15 protein-coding genes are annotated in these 17,586 nt (G+C 34.0%); 12 read left to right on the forward strand and 3 right to left on the reverse strand.

Annotation, left to right across the window (positions count from 1 at the left end; genetic code table 11):
- On the forward strand, positions 1–279 hold a 279-nt coding region (locus tag ACTQ54_RS00005), incomplete at its 5' end, for an IS30 family transposase (RefSeq protein WP_441753769.1).
- On the opposite strand, the gene ACTQ54_RS00010 is transcribed toward ACTQ54_RS00005, so the two are convergent.
- Positions 212–1,192, reverse strand: coding sequence for a hypothetical protein (locus tag ACTQ54_RS00010; RefSeq protein ID WP_441753771.1), 981 nt, complete (start codon positions 1,190–1,192; stop codon positions 212–214). The genes ACTQ54_RS00005 and ACTQ54_RS00010 overlap by 68 nt on opposite strands.
- 230 nt (positions 1,193–1,422) lie before the next feature.
- On the opposite strand from ACTQ54_RS00010, the gene ACTQ54_RS00015 reads away from it, so the two are divergent.
- Positions 1,423–2,310, forward strand: coding sequence for a dienelactone hydrolase family protein (locus tag ACTQ54_RS00015; protein ID WP_441753773.1), 888 nt, complete (start codon positions 1,423–1,425; stop codon positions 2,308–2,310).
- A 69-nt stretch (positions 2,311–2,379) separates the two neighbouring features.
- Here the strand turns inward: ACTQ54_RS00015 and ACTQ54_RS00020 are convergent, their stop codons facing one another.
- Positions 2,380–3,306 carry a carbohydrate ABC transporter permease gene (locus tag ACTQ54_RS00020; RefSeq protein ID WP_441753775.1) on the reverse strand — a complete coding sequence of 309 codons (927 nt, stop codon included), beginning with the start codon at positions 3,304–3,306 and terminating at the stop codon, positions 2,380–2,382.
- A gap of 411 nt (positions 3,307–3,717) precedes the next feature.
- On the opposite strand from ACTQ54_RS00020, the gene ACTQ54_RS00025 reads away from it, so the two are divergent.
- From ACTQ54_RS00025 to ACTQ54_RS00045, 5 genes are all read left to right on the forward strand, one after another.
- Positions 3,718–4,683 (forward strand): ABC transporter permease, encoded by a 966-nt coding sequence (locus ACTQ54_RS00025; protein WP_441754391.1) that lies wholly within the window; start codon positions 3,718–3,720, stop codon positions 4,681–4,683.
- 28 nt (positions 4,684–4,711) lie between these two features.
- Complete coding sequence (locus ACTQ54_RS00030; RefSeq protein WP_441753776.1) at positions 4,712–5,332, forward strand: YesL family protein; 621 nt, start codon at positions 4,712–4,714, stop codon at positions 5,330–5,332.
- A 9-nt stretch (positions 5,333–5,341) separates the two neighbouring features.
- The gene (locus ACTQ54_RS00035; RefSeq protein ID WP_441753778.1) at positions 5,342–6,829 is read left to right on the forward strand and encodes an extracellular solute-binding protein; all 1,488 of its coding nucleotides are present in this window, start codon (positions 5,342–5,344) and stop codon (positions 6,827–6,829) included.
- A gap of 82 nt (positions 6,830–6,911) precedes the next feature.
- On the forward strand, positions 6,912–8,018 hold the full coding sequence (locus ACTQ54_RS00040) for a glycoside hydrolase family 88/105 protein (RefSeq protein WP_441753780.1): 1,107 nt from the start codon (positions 6,912–6,914) through the stop codon (positions 8,016–8,018).
- Between the two features lie 25 nt (positions 8,019–8,043).
- Positions 8,044–8,490: a hypothetical protein gene (locus tag ACTQ54_RS00045; protein ID WP_441753781.1), complete on the forward strand. Its 447-nt coding sequence runs from the start codon at positions 8,044–8,046 to the stop codon at positions 8,488–8,490.
- A gap of 23 nt (positions 8,491–8,513) precedes the next feature.
- Here ACTQ54_RS00045 and ACTQ54_RS00050 read toward each other — a convergent pair whose 3' ends face one another.
- A complete protein-coding gene (locus ACTQ54_RS00050; protein WP_441753783.1) occupies positions 8,514–10,817 on the reverse strand; it encodes a helix-turn-helix transcriptional regulator in 2,304 nt (767 codons plus the stop codon).
- 153 nt (positions 10,818–10,970) lie between these two features.
- Between ACTQ54_RS00050 and ACTQ54_RS00055 the strand changes: the two genes are divergently transcribed.
- The 5 genes from ACTQ54_RS00055 to ACTQ54_RS00075 all read left to right on the forward strand — a co-directional run bounded on the left by ACTQ54_RS00055 (position 10,971) and on the right by ACTQ54_RS00075 (position 17,580).
- Positions 10,971–12,269, forward strand: a complete 1,299-nt coding sequence (locus tag ACTQ54_RS00055; RefSeq protein ID WP_441753785.1) for a Gfo/Idh/MocA family protein — start codon at positions 10,971–10,973, stop codon at positions 12,267–12,269.
- Positions 12,270–12,343: 74 nt separating this feature from the next.
- Positions 12,344–13,915, forward strand: coding sequence for a glycoside hydrolase family 43 protein (locus tag ACTQ54_RS00060; protein WP_441753787.1), 1,572 nt, complete (start codon positions 12,344–12,346; stop codon positions 13,913–13,915).
- A gap of 52 nt (positions 13,916–13,967) precedes the next feature.
- Positions 13,968–15,065, forward strand: a complete 1,098-nt coding sequence (locus ACTQ54_RS00065; protein WP_441753789.1) for a glycoside hydrolase family 88/105 protein — start codon at positions 13,968–13,970, stop codon at positions 15,063–15,065.
- Positions 15,066–15,314: 249 nt separating this feature from the next.
- Complete coding sequence (locus tag ACTQ54_RS00070; RefSeq protein ID WP_441753791.1) at positions 15,315–16,610, forward strand: glycoside hydrolase family 28 protein; 1,296 nt, start codon at positions 15,315–15,317, stop codon at positions 16,608–16,610.
- A gap of 4 nt (positions 16,611–16,614) precedes the next feature.
- Positions 16,615–17,580 (forward strand): pectinesterase family protein, encoded by a 966-nt coding sequence (locus ACTQ54_RS00075; RefSeq protein WP_441753793.1) that lies wholly within the window; start codon positions 16,615–16,617, stop codon positions 17,578–17,580.
- Positions 17,581–17,586: the final 6 nt, after the last annotated feature.

The raw sequence follows: 17,586 nt of genomic DNA on the forward strand, positions 1-17,586 counted from the left end.
ACCTCAGATCGCGGGAAAGAATTTGCTTGTTACGCTGAGGTCGAAGCAGCAGGGATTGATTTTTACTTTGCCGATGCTTATAGCGCTTGGCAAAGAGGAACCAATGAGAACTCGAACGGTTTACTACGTGAGTTCTTTCCTAAGAAAACAGACCTCGCTAAAGTGACGCACCAAGAACTCTTCCAAGCTTTGTGGTTAATGAATAATCGACCTAGGAAATGCTTAGATTACCAAACACCCTTGGAAGTATTTTTACACGAACTCTTATTAATTGAGTAAATAAAAAATTGTCGCAATACTTATTGCAATTCAACGAATAATAATAATTTACTGCAAAAGTAACGATTACAAGGGCTAATGATATAAGTAAAAGTAACTGAGAAAATCGCGACAATTGCTGAATGATTTGACTAACAGGAATGAATGATAAGTAAGACCAGTTATGGTCAAATCGATTAATTGAAATACGTGATAAGGAATAAGTTAAATCATCTAAATCAACAAAACTACTTTCATTGTTGTCAATTTGACTCAATGTTTTTGTTAAATCAATATCGTCTTTAGTGGATGCAAGTACGTAATCATCCATTAAATAGACTGAGAATCCACCTTCAAAACTAGAGCTGATTTCTAGTAAATTTGATATATAATTTAAATGAATATTAGCTACCAAGAAACTGCTCTCTTGTTTGTTGTTTTGGGATACTTTTTGGACAAAGAGTAATTGTTGTTTGTCATTTTTTTTTATTCTTAAATATTGGAATGTTTTCTCGTTATCCAATTCTTCAATAGGTAAGGTATAAGCATATGAACTAGGTTGCCAAGTACCACCAGTACTAATGAAATATGGATTGTATGTTTGTACAACAATGACTGCTGAGCTAATTAAAGGTGAACTATTCTCGAGATGAAACAAATTAGTACTAATTTCTTGGATATCTAAATAATGTTCAGATATATTCTCGTAAGGAATGATTTCATCGTTGGAGTAAATATTTCCCCAGTTTGAAACATATAATTCTATTAGTTGAAGAGTTCTATCGATATATTCTGCTTGTTGTTCAAAAGATTTTGTCTGCTCATTTAAATAAGTTTGTTTAATTGGAATTTCAATTAAATACAACATAATCAATGAGATAATAATAATAGGCAAAGAAAATAAGAAACTATAGGAAATAAAGCGTTGTTTCAATCGCATCGTCCTTTATGGGAGGAACAAAAATTTGAAGTTATTTTGATGATCATAATAGCAAAGTCTCCTATTTTGTAAGCGTTGTTATAATATGTATTAATCAAAACCAATGTGATAATCAAGGGAAAATGTTGAGTTTTATTTTATTTTAAATGAAATTGTAGGTAAATGTGATATTATAGATTAAAAGGCTTACATCAAAAATATTTATTTGAAGAAAGGATATGTCAATGAAAGAAGAATTATGGGAACTTTTAGGAGATCTTCCTGAACATCATACAATCTCATCGCAACTAATTTCTACTCAAATACATCCTGACGGTTATTGCTTAGAAAACTGGCTATTAGATTTAAATGGAGAAGAAGAGGTACCGGCATATATCGCAAAACCGCTTGAATTAGAGGGTAAAGCACCTTTGGTATTAGTTAATCACTCTCATGGTGGCATGTATGCACAAGGAAAAGAGGAGTTTATTACGCCTTCGCATTATTTACAAAAACCTTCTTATGCTAAAACATTGACGGATATGGGATATATTGCTGCTTCAATCGATATGTGGTGTTTTGGAGAGCGAGAGCGCAATGAAAGTGATTTAGTTAAAGAGATGTTGTGGCGTGGAAGAGTTGTATGGGGATTAATGCTCTATGATAACATGCGATTTTTAGATTTCTTGACTGAATTAGAAGAGGTAGACGAGAAGCGTATTGCTACGATTGGTATGTCAATGGGAGGCTTACAAGCTTGGTGGCTGTCTGCTTTAGATGAAAGAATTAAAGTGACGGTTGATATGGGAGGCCAAGTGGATGCTCAAACCTTATTAAAACAAGGAAAGTTTAGCAAGCATGGATTTTATTCTTATGTACCTGGCTTGCTAAAGCATTTTTCAACAACAGATATTCAGAGTATGATTGCGCCACGTAAACGGCTCAGTCTAGTAGGACGTTTTGATGGCAATTGTCCGCTAGAGGGGATAGAAATATTAGATAAACATTTAACTCAACATTATCGTTCATTAGGTGCCAGTGAAAATTGGCAAAGCCGGCTATTTGGTTGCGGACATAAAGAAACAGCTGCTATGCGTAAAAGTTGGGTAGATTATCTTCAATTCAATCTATAAAAAAAGACTAAAATTGGTTTTTTGAATAACAAAGAACCAATTTTAGTCTTTTTGAATGCGTAAATAGAATTAACCTTTAACCGATCCTACCATTGCACCTTTAACAAAGTATTTTTGTACAAAAGGATAAGCAATTAACATTGGAAGCGTTGCAATGATAATAACGGCCATTTTAACTGATTGAGCAGGTGGTACCACATCGACAACTGTAGCATCAGCATTCAACCCACTTGAAACAAGTACGATTTGACGTAGTAAAACTTGAACAGGCCATTTCGTATGATCGTTAATATACAAGATAGCACCTTGATAGGTATTCCAGTAATTAACAGCATAGAATAGTGACACAGTTGCAATAGATGGTAATGATAGGGGTAAGATGATATTGAAAAATATTTTAAAGTGTCCAGCACCGTCCATTTTTGCCGACTCTTCCAAGCTATCAGGAATTCCTTGGAAGAAGTTGCGCATAATAATCATATTATAAGCACTGACTGCACCAGGTAAAATAAGTGACCATAATGAATCAATTAGACCTAGAGAATTAACAACTAAGAACGATGGAATCATTCCACCACTAAAAAGCATCGTAAAAACAATTAAAAAGTTAAACATACGGCGACCGTGTAGATATTTTCTTGATAAACCATAAGCTAAAAATGAAGTTAGTACCATACTTAAACTTGTACCAATTACCGTAACAAACAATGAAACACCAATACTACGGAAAATAGTAGGTGTAGATAAAATATAGCGATAGGCATCTAGAGTAAAAGTTCTAGGCCATAGAATAAAGGAACGGGTTGTAATTTCACCTGGAGTTGCAAATGATGTAGCTAAAATATTAATAAAAGGAATTAAACATAATAGAGCAAAGCCTACTAAGAATAAAATATTAACAATATCAAAAACTTTTTCTCCAGTTGTAGAATGTCTCCATTTGTTAAGTTCGGATAAACGGATCTTATTCTTACCATTTGTATTTGATTGACTCATAGTGCGTATAGACCTCCTAAATTAAAATAAGGTATCACAATTATTTTGCCGAAATAAATGTAGTCTATATTAGATACTAATAGTGTATCACTCAAAATTGTGTTACGTAAATAATCATGTATACAGTCACATTTAACAATCTAAAAGGTCGTAAAATAGGATAAAAAGGCAACAATCATTATTCTATTTTACAGATGTATAAAAGATTATAATGATAGCGTTTTCCGTGTTGAACTGGCTATTAATAGCCGATTTATGCAAGATTGCAGCCCATAAGCAAATGATTATTTATGTAATCGCTTAAATTGCTTATCATATAGGTGCCGAGATAAAAGTAGAACTTTGAGCCTCCTTACTGGAGGTTGTTTAGGAGGAAATGATTTGCAAAAATCAATCATAACACCAAGAAATTTGCGTCCAAATTCTGCTGTAGTAGATGAAGAATCAAAAGCAGAAATCAAAGCAAGAAATCGAAAAAAGAAATGGGCAGATATAAAAAAGAATAGAGCCCTCTACTTAATGATCTTGCCGGGCCTGCTTTACTTCTTAGTTTTTAAATACGCGCCTATGGGTGGACTCATTATTGCTTTTCAAGATTATCAACCATGGCTTGGAATTTTAGGAAGTCCATTTGTCGGGCTCAAACATTTTATACGATTATTTACTGAAGATACTTTTGTTCTCCTAATGAAGAACACGCTAATTATATTTGGAATGAATATTTTATTTTCGTTCCCATTTCCAATATTATTAGCCGTTTTACTTAATGAACTACGTAGTGAAAAATTGAAGCGAGCAATCCAAACGGTAATTTATTTACCTCATTTTATGTCTTGGGTAATTGTCGTTTCAATATTTTACGTATTATTAACAACTGAAGGAGGTGTAATTAATAACATAATTGTTGCAAATGGTGGAGAAAAAGTATCATTCTTAACCAATCCAAATTGGTTAAGGCCAATGTATATTTTCCAACAAATTTGGAAAGGTGCTGGTTGGGGTACAATTGTATATTTAGCTGCCATCACCAACGTTGATGAGCAGTTGTATGAAGCTGCGGATATGGATGGAGCTAATCGTTTAAGAAAAATGTGGCATATTACTTTGCCAGCGATTCGACCTACAATTATTACCTTACTGATATTAAAAATAGGTGATGTCTTAGAGTTAGGTTTTGAGCATATGTTCTTATTAATGAATTCGATGAACCGTTCAGTGGCTCAGATTTTTGATACATTTGTTTATACGGCTGGGATTCAAAATGGTCAGTTGAGTTATTCAACGGCGGTTGGTTTGTTTAAAGGTATAGTTGGTCTTATTTTAGTAATGGCGGCAAACTGGTTAGCCAAAAAGTTTGGCGAAGAAGGCGTCTATTAAAAAGTGAAATTGGAAAGGGAGATATCACATGTTTTCTTTAGAGAAATTAAGTTCATTGAATGATTTGTTAGTCGGTTTTTGGAAAATCATTTATTTAAATATCTTGTGGATCCTTTTCACAATTTTAGGTTTAGGCATTTTCGGGATAGGTCCAGCCACTTATGCAATTAGTAAATATTTAAGTCGGTGGCTAATATACAAAGAAGAACCAGCTGTTTTTAAAAGTTTCTTTACTTACTATAAAGAAAACTTTTTGCAATCGATGTTAACAAGTTGGATAATCATTTTTATCTTTTATGTTTTAATTGTTAATATATTTAATTTACAAATCTGGTATTTACAAATCATCAATGTCCTAATGTTGATAGCGGCAACGGTATCATTTACACATGTTTTCAACTCTATGGTCTTATTAGATGGGGAAACGATAAAAGATATTTTTCGCTATTCAATGATGATGGGTTTTGGATACCTACATTACACCATTATCCTTTGGACCGTTATTCTTGCTTGTTATTATTTAATGTCAATTAGTTACCCTTTATTGATTCTAATAGTAGGTGTTGGTTTAACCGCACTATCAATAGCATATGTAGCCAAGAAAATAATTGGTGATATTCAAACTGAAGAACAAAAAATAAATATATAGGAGCTTAAAATGAAAAAATTTTTAAAAGTCGGAACGGTATTTGCTAGTGCTTTAATGGCATTGAGTAGCTCAGTAGGAGTTTTAGCTAATGAAGGAAGCGAAAGAACATCTGTTTCTTGGATGACCATGCTACATACACCAACTCCACCATCAGGGGAAGTTGAAAGTTTATTAGAAGAATATATTGGTATGGAATTAGAAATTAACTGGGTCCCAGACGCATCAAAAGAAGAGCGTATTAATGCGGCTTTAGCATCAAACACTTTAGCTGACATCGTTTCTCTAACTCAAATTAATAATACAACGGTTAGACAAGCCTTGGGGTCAGGATTATTCTGGGATATTGAACCATATTTAAGTGAATTCGAAAACTTATCACAAATTTCAGAAGCAACATTGGATGTATCTCGAATTAATGGTCATATATATGGTGTACCATTCCAAAAACCAATTGGTCGTTATGGAACCATTATTCGTAAAGACTGGTTAGACAATTTAGGCTTAGAAGTACCTCATACAATGGAAGAATTACGAGAAGTGGCACGTGCCTTTACAGAAGATGATCCGGATGGAAATGGTCAAGATGATACAGTTGGGATTGTTGACCGTGCAGAATCTTATGCAGTTGGCTTTAGATATGTTACAGGTATCTTCGGTGCTGATAACTTATTCCACGTAAACGAAGACAAACAAGTGATTCCTTCATTTATGCAACCTGAATTTAGGGAAGCCATGGAATGGTATCGTGATATCTATGCAAATGGATGGATTAACTCAGACTTTGCAGTTATGGCTAAACAAGACCAACGAGACTACATTGCTAACGGTCGTGGAGGGATTGTATTCTCAGGATTATTCGATGCGAATAACTTCCAAATGGATGCTGTAGGAACACCTCAAGAAGAAGTAATGGAATGGGTATTGATTAATGACATGACTTATGATGGTCGTGAACGTCAATTGTTATCAGACACTAACGGTGGTATGGGTGGATGGTTAGCTATTCCAAAAACAAATGTTAAAACAGAAGAAGATTTACTTGTTGTCTTAGGTGTAATCGATAAATTAATTGATATAGATCCTTATACTTGGATGACGCAAGGTATTGAAGGTGAGCACTATGAAATCGATGAAAATGGTGCCTACAAACGTATTGATGATACAAGATGGCAACAAGAAGTTCAGCCATATGCTGGATCACGTCCTTCTGAATTAGTTCATACATTTACAACAACTTCAGAGTTATCAAATCTTGCGAATGAATTAATCGCACAAAATGCTGAGTATACCATTATTAACCCTGCTCAAGCATTAGACTCAGAAACATATACAAGCCAATGGAGTTCATTAATCCAAGGTATCGAAGATGCATACTATCAATATATGATGGGTGACATCGAAATCGAGGGCTTTGATGCAGCTATCGAAGTATTCTTACAAAATGGTGGACAAGCTATCATTGATGAGTTTACAGCTGCTTACGCAGAAGTTAACTAATTTAATTATATCGAAGAAACTTCCTTTTTTTGAAAAGGAAGTTTCTTGATTAATAATAAGTCAAAGTTACTAGGAGTAAATTATGTATTTATATGAAGATGTATTAAAAACACTTAAAGAAGATCACCCCATTTTAGCTCAATCAAAAAAATATAATGGAAAATGGTCGTATGATTATGGTGTGATTTTAAATGCTGTTAAAGAAATATATTTAAATAGCAATGATGAATCTTTGTTTGAGTATATTCAAGTTAATATGGATTATTTTATTCAAGAAGATGGAACAATAAAAAATTACCGACAAGAAGAGTATAATTTAGATCATTTAAATAATGGTAAATTATTATTTCTGCTGTATGAAAAAACGGGACTTGAACGTTATAAAAATGCTTTAGATACTCTTTTTAATCAAATTCAAAACATGCCACGGACGAGTCAAGGTGGTTTTTGGCACAAAAAAATATATCCTTATCAAATGTGGTTAGATGGATTATATATGAGCGCGCCATTTTATGCTGAATACTTAATCCGCTTTGAGAATGGCAGTGGCTTGGATGATGTGATTAAACAATTTGAACTATGTTATCAACATACTTTAGACTCTCAAACAGGCCTTTTATATCATGCTTGGGATGAAAAGAAAGAACAGTTTTGGGCTGATCCCGAGACAGGTTGTTCGCCTAATTTTTGGGGTAGATCAATGGGCTGGTATGTTATGGCTTTAGTCAATGTCATCGAGTTATTAGAAGAAGAGAATCCAAAGCGTGAAGTGTTAGTTGAACAATTAAAATCCTTACTTCATGCATTAAAAAATGTTTCAGATCCTGTAACGAAACTCTGGTATCAAGTATTGGATAAAGGACATGAAAGAGGAAATTATTTAGAAGCTTCTGCAACAAGCATGATTCTTTATGCAATCGCAAAATCTTATGAATTAGATTTTAGCGCCAGCTATACCTACGAAGAAATTCAGGAGTTATTTACTTTATTTAAAGAAGAATTTGTTTTTTATACGCAGGATAAAAAAGTAAACCTAATTCGCAATTGTGAAGTAGCTGGATTAGGTGGCGACGATAATCGCGATGGATCCTTTGTATACTATATTAGTGAACCAATTATAACCAATGATTTTAAAGGATATGGAGCGTTTTTAGCTGCTAGCCATACAATTGAACATTTAAATAAATAAAGCAATTATAGAGGAGTGTGTCATTTTGATAAATCGTAAAATCGAAAAGATACTAGCAATCGTTACTGCATCGCTTGTGCTAGTATGGTTAGGTGGTTTTTCATTAATCGTTACGAATATTGAGTATGACCAATATCAAAATGTGATTGCTCCCATCTTTGCAGAATCTATCCCTAATATTTATAGTCAAGAAGGCTTTGAAAGTGTTCGTTCATTGGCATCGTGGTTTGGTTTTACAGCTTTTCTTTCGTTATTTCCAATGGCTATAGGTGTCTTTTTTATAGATAAATATCCCAAACGAGCTGCTTTAGCTTTTTTGATAGCAGGATTAATTGTTTTATTTGGAAGCCAGCTTATTGCCTATCCTTTGGCATTTATCTACTTTGTTATAGTGTCTTTAGCCTTGCTTCGAAAAGAGACGACAGATGAGTCTGAAGAAATAATACTTGATGAAAATCAAATGACACCTTAACGAGCTTGTTAAGGTGTCACTAATTAGTCTGGGCGATTTTCTTTGCGAAAAACTCCAGGTGTAATTGATTCTCTTCTTTTGAAGGAACGGATAAAGTTTTGTGAATTATTATATTGTAAACGTTCGGAAATTTCTTTGATTGTTATATCAGTGTTGATTAACCAATCTTTTGCAATTTCAAAACGATAAGATGTAAGGTAATCAGAAAACGTTACGCCTGTTTCTTTCTTAAATAAGTTACTTAAATAATTTGGATTGTAGTGTAATTCATCACCAATTGAATCGAGCGAAATATCTTGATCGTATTGATTGTGGATAATTTGAATCATTTGGTCAGAAATGCCTTGAAACTGTTCAGCATTTTTTTGATGTAGCTCATTGACTAATGGGAAAATGACATGATTCAATAAATAATCTTCTAGTTCATTAGCAGGGCCCATTTGCAGAATTTTATTGTACATTTGTGAAGCTCGACTATTATCCAAACTCTCAGCATTGGTTGATTGAGCTAATTGAAGAAGACTCAAAGCAAAACGCAATAATGCTACTTGTACATTAATAGGACTATTACTAGATTTAAACAATTGACTAAGTAAATCAGGAGCCAATTGTTCCACGCGACTTGTTTCACCTAAACGAATAGCTTGTAAAATTTGTGATTCTAGATCATAGGGATAGCTTGAAATTTCTGGTTCAGAAATCATTTGCTTGACTTCATCATAAAAAATAATGGACTGATTCCCTAATAAAAGCTGATAGGATAATGTTTGTTCTGCCAGATGCAAGTTTTCTCTAGAATGCAGTAAATTATTATATTGAGGCGAAAAAGCTATACTGATGGATATTTTTAATACTTGCTCAATGGTTTCTATCAAATGGTTAGCAATTTCTGTGAGTTCTTTCTTTGCTAAATCATCACTGCAATCTAATGAAAGTAAAGTGACTTGATGTTTGTCATTATGAACGATTGGGGTCAAACGTTTATCCTTGGCTACAATTTCTGTCACAATTTGGTTGACACCGTAAAGAAAAATATCAGGATTATTGACTGTTCGTTCACCATAACCATCAATTTGAATCACCATAATCGAAAATACTTTATCAGATTGATCAGGGTATTGTAACAAAGATAACTTATCACTTAATTCTGATTCGAGAACTTGGTTTTTGTATAGATTACGCATAAACTGCTTTTTCAAATCAGGGTGTTGAAGTTCATATATGGTTGTTAACTTATTTTTTTCTGATTCAATTGCATCGAACTTTGAACCAATAAAATCCCAATCATTTATGCGTTCTTCAGCGATTGCTGAATAATTTAAGCGTTGCATGAGTGTTTTGATCGGTTTGGTTACTCTACTCGCAAAATAATATGCTCCTAAGAGCAGTATCAGAATAATGACAATAGCAGTAAGAATTAGGCCGTTGCGAACAAATCCTAAGGTTGAACTAATGACTTCTTTATCAAGCAGTGTGATATAAAGCCAATCGTTATAATCTGATTTTGTATAGACAAAGCCTGAATATTCTTTTGAATCAAATGCCAAATCCATCGCACCACTATTTCTTTTTTTAGTAAGATCTTTGGTTTGATTCAAAAGCTGATTAATAAAGGCATCCGATGACATTTCTTCTTCAGATTGACTTGAAAATAAAATATCATTATTTCTATTAATAATATAAAAAGGAATGGCATCATTGTCAGTATTAATGAGAGCTAATAAGTTTTCCTGAGGGAATTCAGCCATACCAATTGCTTTTTTTCTGTTCGAGAATATAGGCAATAAGCTAATTTGTTGTAGTTTGTTATCTTCTTGAATCCAATACAAATTGTCCTGACTATTTTTGATATAGGTATTTTCTAACTCAAATACTTCTTCTTCTGTCAGTTGGGTTAGACGACCATCACGAATATTCCACCTCTCGTCTAAACTAGTAATCGAATATACCGTGTTAGGCAGACTAAATGTAGAGAAATAATTGAGTTGCGTATTAATTGCTCGATATTTTTGAAAATCTTGTATGGTAAAGGGTTCAGAAACTAATTCAGAAAACTCATTTGTTGTACTAAAACCGCTGTATAATTTTTCAACCGTTTGGATCTCACGTTCTATTGTATTTTTGATTTGATTATTTGAAATGATCAAATTGTCTTGAGTATTCGTCTTAACTGAATCATACATAGCGAAATAAATAGATGTGGTAAAAAATACAGTAATGATAATTCCAATGACGGAAAATGTTACGAATAGTTGAATAAATGAACTTCCTCGTTCCCAAAAAAAATTACGAAGCTTGTCATTGGTTTTTAGTAAGTATTGGTACATTGCTGAACTCCTCAATAATCATATAAATGTAAACTATAACTTAATTTGAAAGGGATGATAGCGGTTAAATAATATTATAACATAAATTATCTAGTTTTTAGTCAGTATTTTAATTTAGTATTTATTTAGTAAAAAATTCTTGGAGGCTTAAAAATGAAAAAAAGGTACGTACAAGTTGGGACTGGTGGTAGGGCAAGGTTTTTTTATGAATCAGTAGCATCTACCTATAAAGAAACAAGTGAGATGGTCGGATTTTGCGATATATCTCCGACACGGATGGACTATGCAAATGTGTTACTAGAAAGACACAGTCATCCAAAGGTACCAACATACGATTATACTCAATTTGATCAAATGTTAGATGATTTAAAACCTGATTACGTTCTTGTGACAACTGTAGACCGTAACCACCATGACTATATTATTCGCTCAATGGAAAAAGGTTATGATGTTATTACAGAAAAACCGATGACGATTGACGAGGAAAAAACAAAATTAATTTTAGAAGCAGAAAAAAGAACAGGTCGTTCTTTACGTGTAACTTTTAACTATCGTTATGCGCCACATAACTCAAAAATAAGAGAGTTAATTCGCGACGGTGTTATTGGTGATGTATTCTCAATTCATTTTGAATGGTTACTTAATACAGAACATGGAGCCGATTATTTCAGAAGATGGCATCGTAACAAACTGAACAGTGGTGGCTTACTTGTTCATAAGTCGACACACCACTTTGATTTAGTTAACTTTTGGTTAAATGCTTCTCCTAAAAAAGTATTTGCCTTCGGGGATTTGAATTTCTATGGCATGAAAAATGCAGAAAAAAGAGGTGTAACAAACTTCTACTACCGATCAACAGGTGCAAAAAATGCTGAGAATGATCCATTTGCAATTGATTTAAATAGTTCAGAAGACTTACGTGAGTTATATTTAAATGCTGAAGAAGATAGTGGTTATATTCGAGACCGAAGTGTCTTTTCAGATGATATTTCGATTGAAGATACACTTGGTGTGACAGTTCGATACGATCAAGGGACAATTCTGACTTATTCATTGAATGCCTATATGCCTTGGGAAGGATTTATCGTTTCAATCAACGGAAGTAAAGGACGTATTGAAATGAAAGTTGTTGAAAAATCATATATTAATGCTGGTGGCGACAAGGAAAATGAAGGAGCGTTAAAAGTTAAATCCATTCGTGTATTCCCAATGTTTGCCGAACCATATGATGTTGAGATTATTGAAAAACCAGGTGGACATGGTGGAGGAGACCCAATTCTATTAAATGATATTTTTGGCGTTCCTGATGAGGACCCATTAAACCGTGCGGCATCAACATTTGATGGAGCATTATCCATTCTAACCGGAATTGCTGCAAATAAATCGATTGATACCGGGAATGCTGTTGAAATTAAAGATTTAATTGATTTAGAACCTTATATGGATGTGTAAATATTTCGCATCATTGAAAAATAAAGAAGACAGCGTTAGTTGTCTTCTTTTTAAAATTAAATTAGGAGAATAAAATGACAAACTTGATAAAAAATCCAATACTGGCTGGTTTCAATCCAGATCCGTGTATTGTAAAAGCTGAAGATACCTATTACATTGTAGTTTCATCATTTGAGTGGATTCCTGGGGTGAGGGTGTATGAATCAAAAGATTTGGTTAATTGGAAATTCACCACAGATATTTTAACAGATCAAATCGATTTATCTGGTGAGCAAACAGCCTGTGGGATTTGGGCGCCACAAATATCTTATCATGATGGGCTCTTTTACTTGCTTTATACCGATGTAAAAACATCGATTCGTCCATTTAAAGATACCCATAATTACTTAATAACGGCTGAAAATATACATGGTCCTTGGTCTGAACCTATTTATTTAAATTCTAGTGGCTTCGATCCATCACTTTATCATGATCGAGATGGTAGAAAATGGTTAAGTAATGCCTTATGGGATTATCGTATGACAACCCCTAATAAGTCTTCAGGTATCGTATTACAAGAATTTGATCCAGAAAAAGAAGCATTAGTAGGTCCGATTCATAAAATTTTCGATATGACTGAGTTAGCTAAAACAGAAGCACCTCATATTTATTTTGTCAATGATTACTATTATTTAGTGATGGCAGAAGGAGGAACAGGTAGTGACCACTCAGTGACCATCGCACGGTCGAAAGATATTACTGGTCCTTATGAAGTCGATCCTAACTATCCAATGATGACCTCCAGTCAACATCCGGACCATCCTATTCAATGTGCGGGACATGCGAGTCTTATTCAAACGGATGAAGATGAATGGTATATGGTTCATTTAGGGACACGACCATTAAAAGATCAACGTGCCATTATGGGTAGAGAAACATTTATTCAAAAAATTAAGTGGAATGATGATGGCTGGTTAGAACTTGCTCATGGTGGGAAGCTCCCAGCAGTTGAAGTCGAACCACCGAAAGTATTTAACGGTGAAATCAAGCCAATAGATTACAGTTTTAAAGATGATTTTTCTAGTTCTGATTTACATCCGCAATGGAACAGTCTAAGAATGCTGCCAAATGAAGAATGGTTATCTTTATCAGAAGTAGAAGGTAAACTTCGTTTATATGGTGGGGAATCTTTACATAGTTTATACAAACATCATCTCTTAGCAATACGTCAAACTAATTTTTCTTTTTCAGCCTCAACACAATTTGCCTTCAACCCGAATAATTATTTACAAATGGCAGGACTCATTTTATTTTTAAATGCAGAAAATTATTTGTATGCATATATTAGCTCCGAAGATAATAAAAGAGTTTTAAGAATTTTAAAAGCCGATAAAGGTGAAGTAGAAGTTAAGGATACAATTGTAAAACTCAATTCATTAGAGGAAGAGGAACTCTTTTTATCGGTTGATGTTGACCATGAAAATGCTAAATTTTTCTATAGTGAATCATCTGAAGAAGAAAAAAGATTGTTTTTTGAAGAAACAGATCTTTCTTTCTTGTCAGGCGGCTTTACTGGAAACTTTGTAGGTATAGCTTGCCATGATATGAATCGCTATAAAGGCATTTTTGCTGATTTTGATTATTTCGAATACAATGTAACTGAGTAATGTTGATTAAATGGGTTAATTATTTATATTAATTAAAGGAGTGCCAAAAATAATGACATTAACTAAAGAAAGATTGTTAGAAATTGCCGAGAAAAGTTGTCAAACATTAATGAAAGAATTTACTCCAGAAACATTACCACCAGCAGGACGGTTTCATTACCACCAAAGTGTTTTCTTAATGGGAATGATGATGGTATATGATACGACTGGCAAGCAAGAATATCTAGATTATACACGCGGCTATTTTGATTCATTAATCGATGACCAAGGTAACCTCGTGTTTGATAGAGATCAATTAGATGCCATACAAGTAGGACTATTATTGTTTAAACTTTATGATTTAACGAATGAAAATAAATATCTCATCGCTACCCATAAGTTGCGCGCCACACTCGATACCATAAACCGGACATCTGAAAATGGTTTTTGGCATAAAGATAAATACCCTTACCAAATGTGGTTAGATGGTTTATTTATGGCAGGACCTTTCTTAGTTGAATATGGTAAACGATTCAATCAACTTGATTTAGTTCAACTTGTCTTGTATCAAGAGCATTTAATGCGTAAACATATGTTAGATGAAAAAACGGGCTTATTGTATCATGCTTGGGATGAAAAGAAAGTACAGCCTTGGGCAGATCCTAAAACAGGTCGTTCACCAGAGTTTTGGGGCCGCTCAAATGGCTGGATAGGAGCCGCTCTCATTGATATTTACGAAGCAATCGGTGATGCTAATTTAGGACAAGAAGCCTTACCAGGCAAAACCAAAGATTTTATCGATGCTGTTATTCCATTCCAGGATCCTACAACTTCTTTATGGTATCAAGTGGTTGATAAAGGAGACCGTGAAGATAACTGGTTGGAATCTTCAAGTTCATCCTTATATTTGTATACCATTGCTAAAGCAATCGAAATTGGCTTTGTCGATGATTCATATGAAGAAGTATTGGTTAAAGGCTATCAGGGCTTGCTAGAAGAAATGGTTGATGAAGAAGACAATTCTTTAGTCGTAAAAGGAATTTGTATCGGAACTTCTGCGGGAACATATAATTATTATGTTGAGCGTCCAGCTTCTGATAATGATTTACACGGGGTAGGGACATTCTTATTTGCTACGATGGCTTACTATAATTTACTGATAAATAAATGAAGTCCTCAATGAATAATAGGTAGTATTTTGAGTGATTTTAGCTAAACAATCAAAATCTTAGATAAGCTAACAAATAATAATCATTTCATCAGTAAGGTTTAACTGTTTATGCGGTTAAACCTTATTTGATGCCGATGATTATACTCATTCCAACTTCCTATTTACTGATTATCTACAAGAATGCGATTTAATGATAGATTAATATTATAGAGTTAAAAAGCGGTTTCAAACGAAGGAGAATGAGTCAAAATGTTAAATGTGTTAGATTTTGGGGCATCTGTTGATAAGCTGGCTTTAGATAATCAATTAGCCTTTAATAAAACAATCGAAAAAGCAGTTTCAGATGGTGGCGGAATTGTCCATGTCCCAGCTGGAAAGTACTCCGTAAGTTCGATTCAGTTATTTTCAAACATTGAATTGAATTTAGCTCCAGGAGCGATTTTAGAGTTTTCAGATAATCAGGAAGATTATCCTGTTATCGAAGCTAGATGGGAAGGGGCAACTTCAAAGATATATCAGTCACTAATTTATGCTAAAGATGCGGTAAATATTGCTGTGACTGGAAAAGGAATTCTTAGAGGCAATGGTAGTAAATGGTGGCATTTATTTAGAAATGAAAGAGAACAATTATTATACCCACGTCCAACAACGATTGGCTTTGATAATTGTCATGATGTCGTGGTTCGTGATATTGCTATTTACGATTCTCCATCATGGACGGTACACCCTTTATTATGTGATAACGTAAATATTGATAATATTCGCATCGAAAATCCATGGGACTCACCAAATACCGATGGAATTAACCCTGAATCAAGTCGTAATATCCGTATCAGTAATTGCTATATTAATGTTGGGGATGATTGTATCGCCTTAAAAGCAGGAACTGAAGGAACAGAAGAACGGATTCCTTGCGAAAATATTACGATTACAAACTGCAATATGATCCATGGGCATGGTGGTGTCGTTATTGGCTCTGAAATGAGTGGAGACGTTCGTAATGTAACGATTAGCAATTGTGTCTTTAATCAAACTGATCGCGGTATTCGTTTCAAATCACGCCGTGGTAGAGGCGGTACGATTGAGAATATTAATATCAGTAACATTATTATGGATAAAGTAATGTGTCCAATTGTCATGAATTTATTTTACTTCTGTGGACCGGGTGGAAAAGATAAATATGTATGGGATAAGGATTTTTATCCTTTTGATGAACGAACACCTGCCATTCAAAATGTGACGATAAGCCAAGTTCGTGCGGTCGATGCAACTGCTAGTGCGATTTTTATGTATGGCTTGCCTGAAAGTAAAATCACGAATATTCGCTTCAATGAAGTTGAAATTACGATGGCTGACAATGCTCAAGCAGATAGACCAGCAATGATGACGGGTATTGAAGCTATGTCGCAACGAGGTATTTTAATGGGGAACACAGAAGGCATTACATTTAACTCTGTTAATTTGCATAATGTAGATGGCGTTGCCCTTGAAATATTTGATGAAAACGACTATCAAGTTGCTAATTCATCTTTTACTAAAGTGTGATTCCATGATTATAGTAGGAAAAAATAATTCCGCTGATTTTACAAACTTGGCAGATTGTATTGATTACTTAGTCGCCAATAAAGCGGATGAAATGCAAACTGTTATTATTTTACAAGGACATTATCATGAAAAAATAGAAATAATATTGGATAACATCCATTTTATTGGTTTAGGGGAAGTAGAAATTGAATATAATGCCAGCGCTAACCAATTAGATGAAAATGGTCAAGCAATAGGTACCTTTAAATCACCAACGGTTTACATACAAGGTGAAAACTTGAAATTCAGCAATCTTAAATTTGTAAATTCATCCGGACAAGGCGAACTTGTAGGTCAAGCTGTGGCGGTCTTTGTTACTGGAGATAAAATTATTTTTGATCAATGTGAGTTTCATGGTTATCAAGATACCTTGTGTATTGGTCCTATTCCGGCTGCTGGAGCACATAACGAAATAAATAATCCTAACTATCCAATGATTGGACATAGGCGGGTATATTTTTGCCATTGTTTTATATCTGGGACTGTTGATTATATTTTTGGAGGAGGCAATGCTATTTTTAATGCTTGCCAATTATACACACTAGATCGTTTAAACGAGGGAGATACTTGTTGGGTAACGGCTGCTTCTACATCCAGCCAGTGGGACTATGGTTTTACCTTTTATCGCTCAATTTTCACATCAGAAACACCGAGACAAACGCATTTCCTTGGTAGACCCTGGCGTCCATATTCCATGGTTCGCTTAGTGAATTGTTATATGGATGAAGGCATCAATCCTTTAGCTTGGGACACTTGGGCAAAGCATAGTGATAATATTGAAAAAGTACGTTATAGTGAAATTGATTTAAATCCTGCTGAAACGAAATTTAAGAAATATAACCGCCCATCATGGGTAAGGATTAAAAATGATGAAAAAAGTTTAGAAAGTATTATTCAAGAACAATTTTTAGATTGGAACGTACTCAATTAAATCATT

It is taken from the genome of Fundicoccus sp. Sow4_H7 (assembly GCF_052115865.1).
Lineage (GTDB): Bacteria > Bacillota > Bacilli > Lactobacillales > Aerococcaceae > Fundicoccus_A.

Bases quoted from the DNA above. Each gene is read 5' to 3' on its own strand.
- ACTQ54_RS00015 (WP_441753773.1), top strand. From the start codon at position 1,423: ATGAAAGAAGAATTATGGGAACTTTTAGGAGATCTTCCTGAACATCAT.
- ACTQ54_RS00020 (WP_441753775.1), bottom strand. From the start codon at position 3,306: ATGAGTCAATCAAATACAAATGGTAAGAATAAGATCCGTTTATCCGAA.
- ACTQ54_RS00030 (WP_441753776.1), top strand. From the start codon at position 4,712: ATGTTTTCTTTAGAGAAATTAAGTTCATTGAATGATTTGTTAGTCGGT.
- ACTQ54_RS00035 (WP_441753778.1), top strand. From the start codon at position 5,342: ATGAAAAAATTTTTAAAAGTCGGAACGGTATTTGCTAGTGCTTTAATG.
- ACTQ54_RS00040 (WP_441753780.1), top strand. From the start codon at position 6,912: ATGTATTTATATGAAGATGTATTAAAAACACTTAAAGAAGATCACCCC.
- ACTQ54_RS00050 (WP_441753783.1), bottom strand. From the start codon at position 10,817: ATGTACCAATACTTACTAAAAACCAATGACAAGCTTCGTAATTTTTTT.
- ACTQ54_RS00055 (WP_441753785.1), top strand. From the start codon at position 10,971: ATGAAAAAAAGGTACGTACAAGTTGGGACTGGTGGTAGGGCAAGGTTT.
- ACTQ54_RS00060 (WP_441753787.1), top strand. From the start codon at position 12,344: ATGACAAACTTGATAAAAAATCCAATACTGGCTGGTTTCAATCCAGAT.
- ACTQ54_RS00065 (WP_441753789.1), top strand. From the start codon at position 13,968: ATGACATTAACTAAAGAAAGATTGTTAGAAATTGCCGAGAAAAGTTGT.
- ACTQ54_RS00070 (WP_441753791.1), top strand. From the start codon at position 15,315: ATGTTAAATGTGTTAGATTTTGGGGCATCTGTTGATAAGCTGGCTTTA.
- ACTQ54_RS00075 (WP_441753793.1), top strand. From the start codon at position 16,615: ATGATTATAGTAGGAAAAAATAATTCCGCTGATTTTACAAACTTGGCA.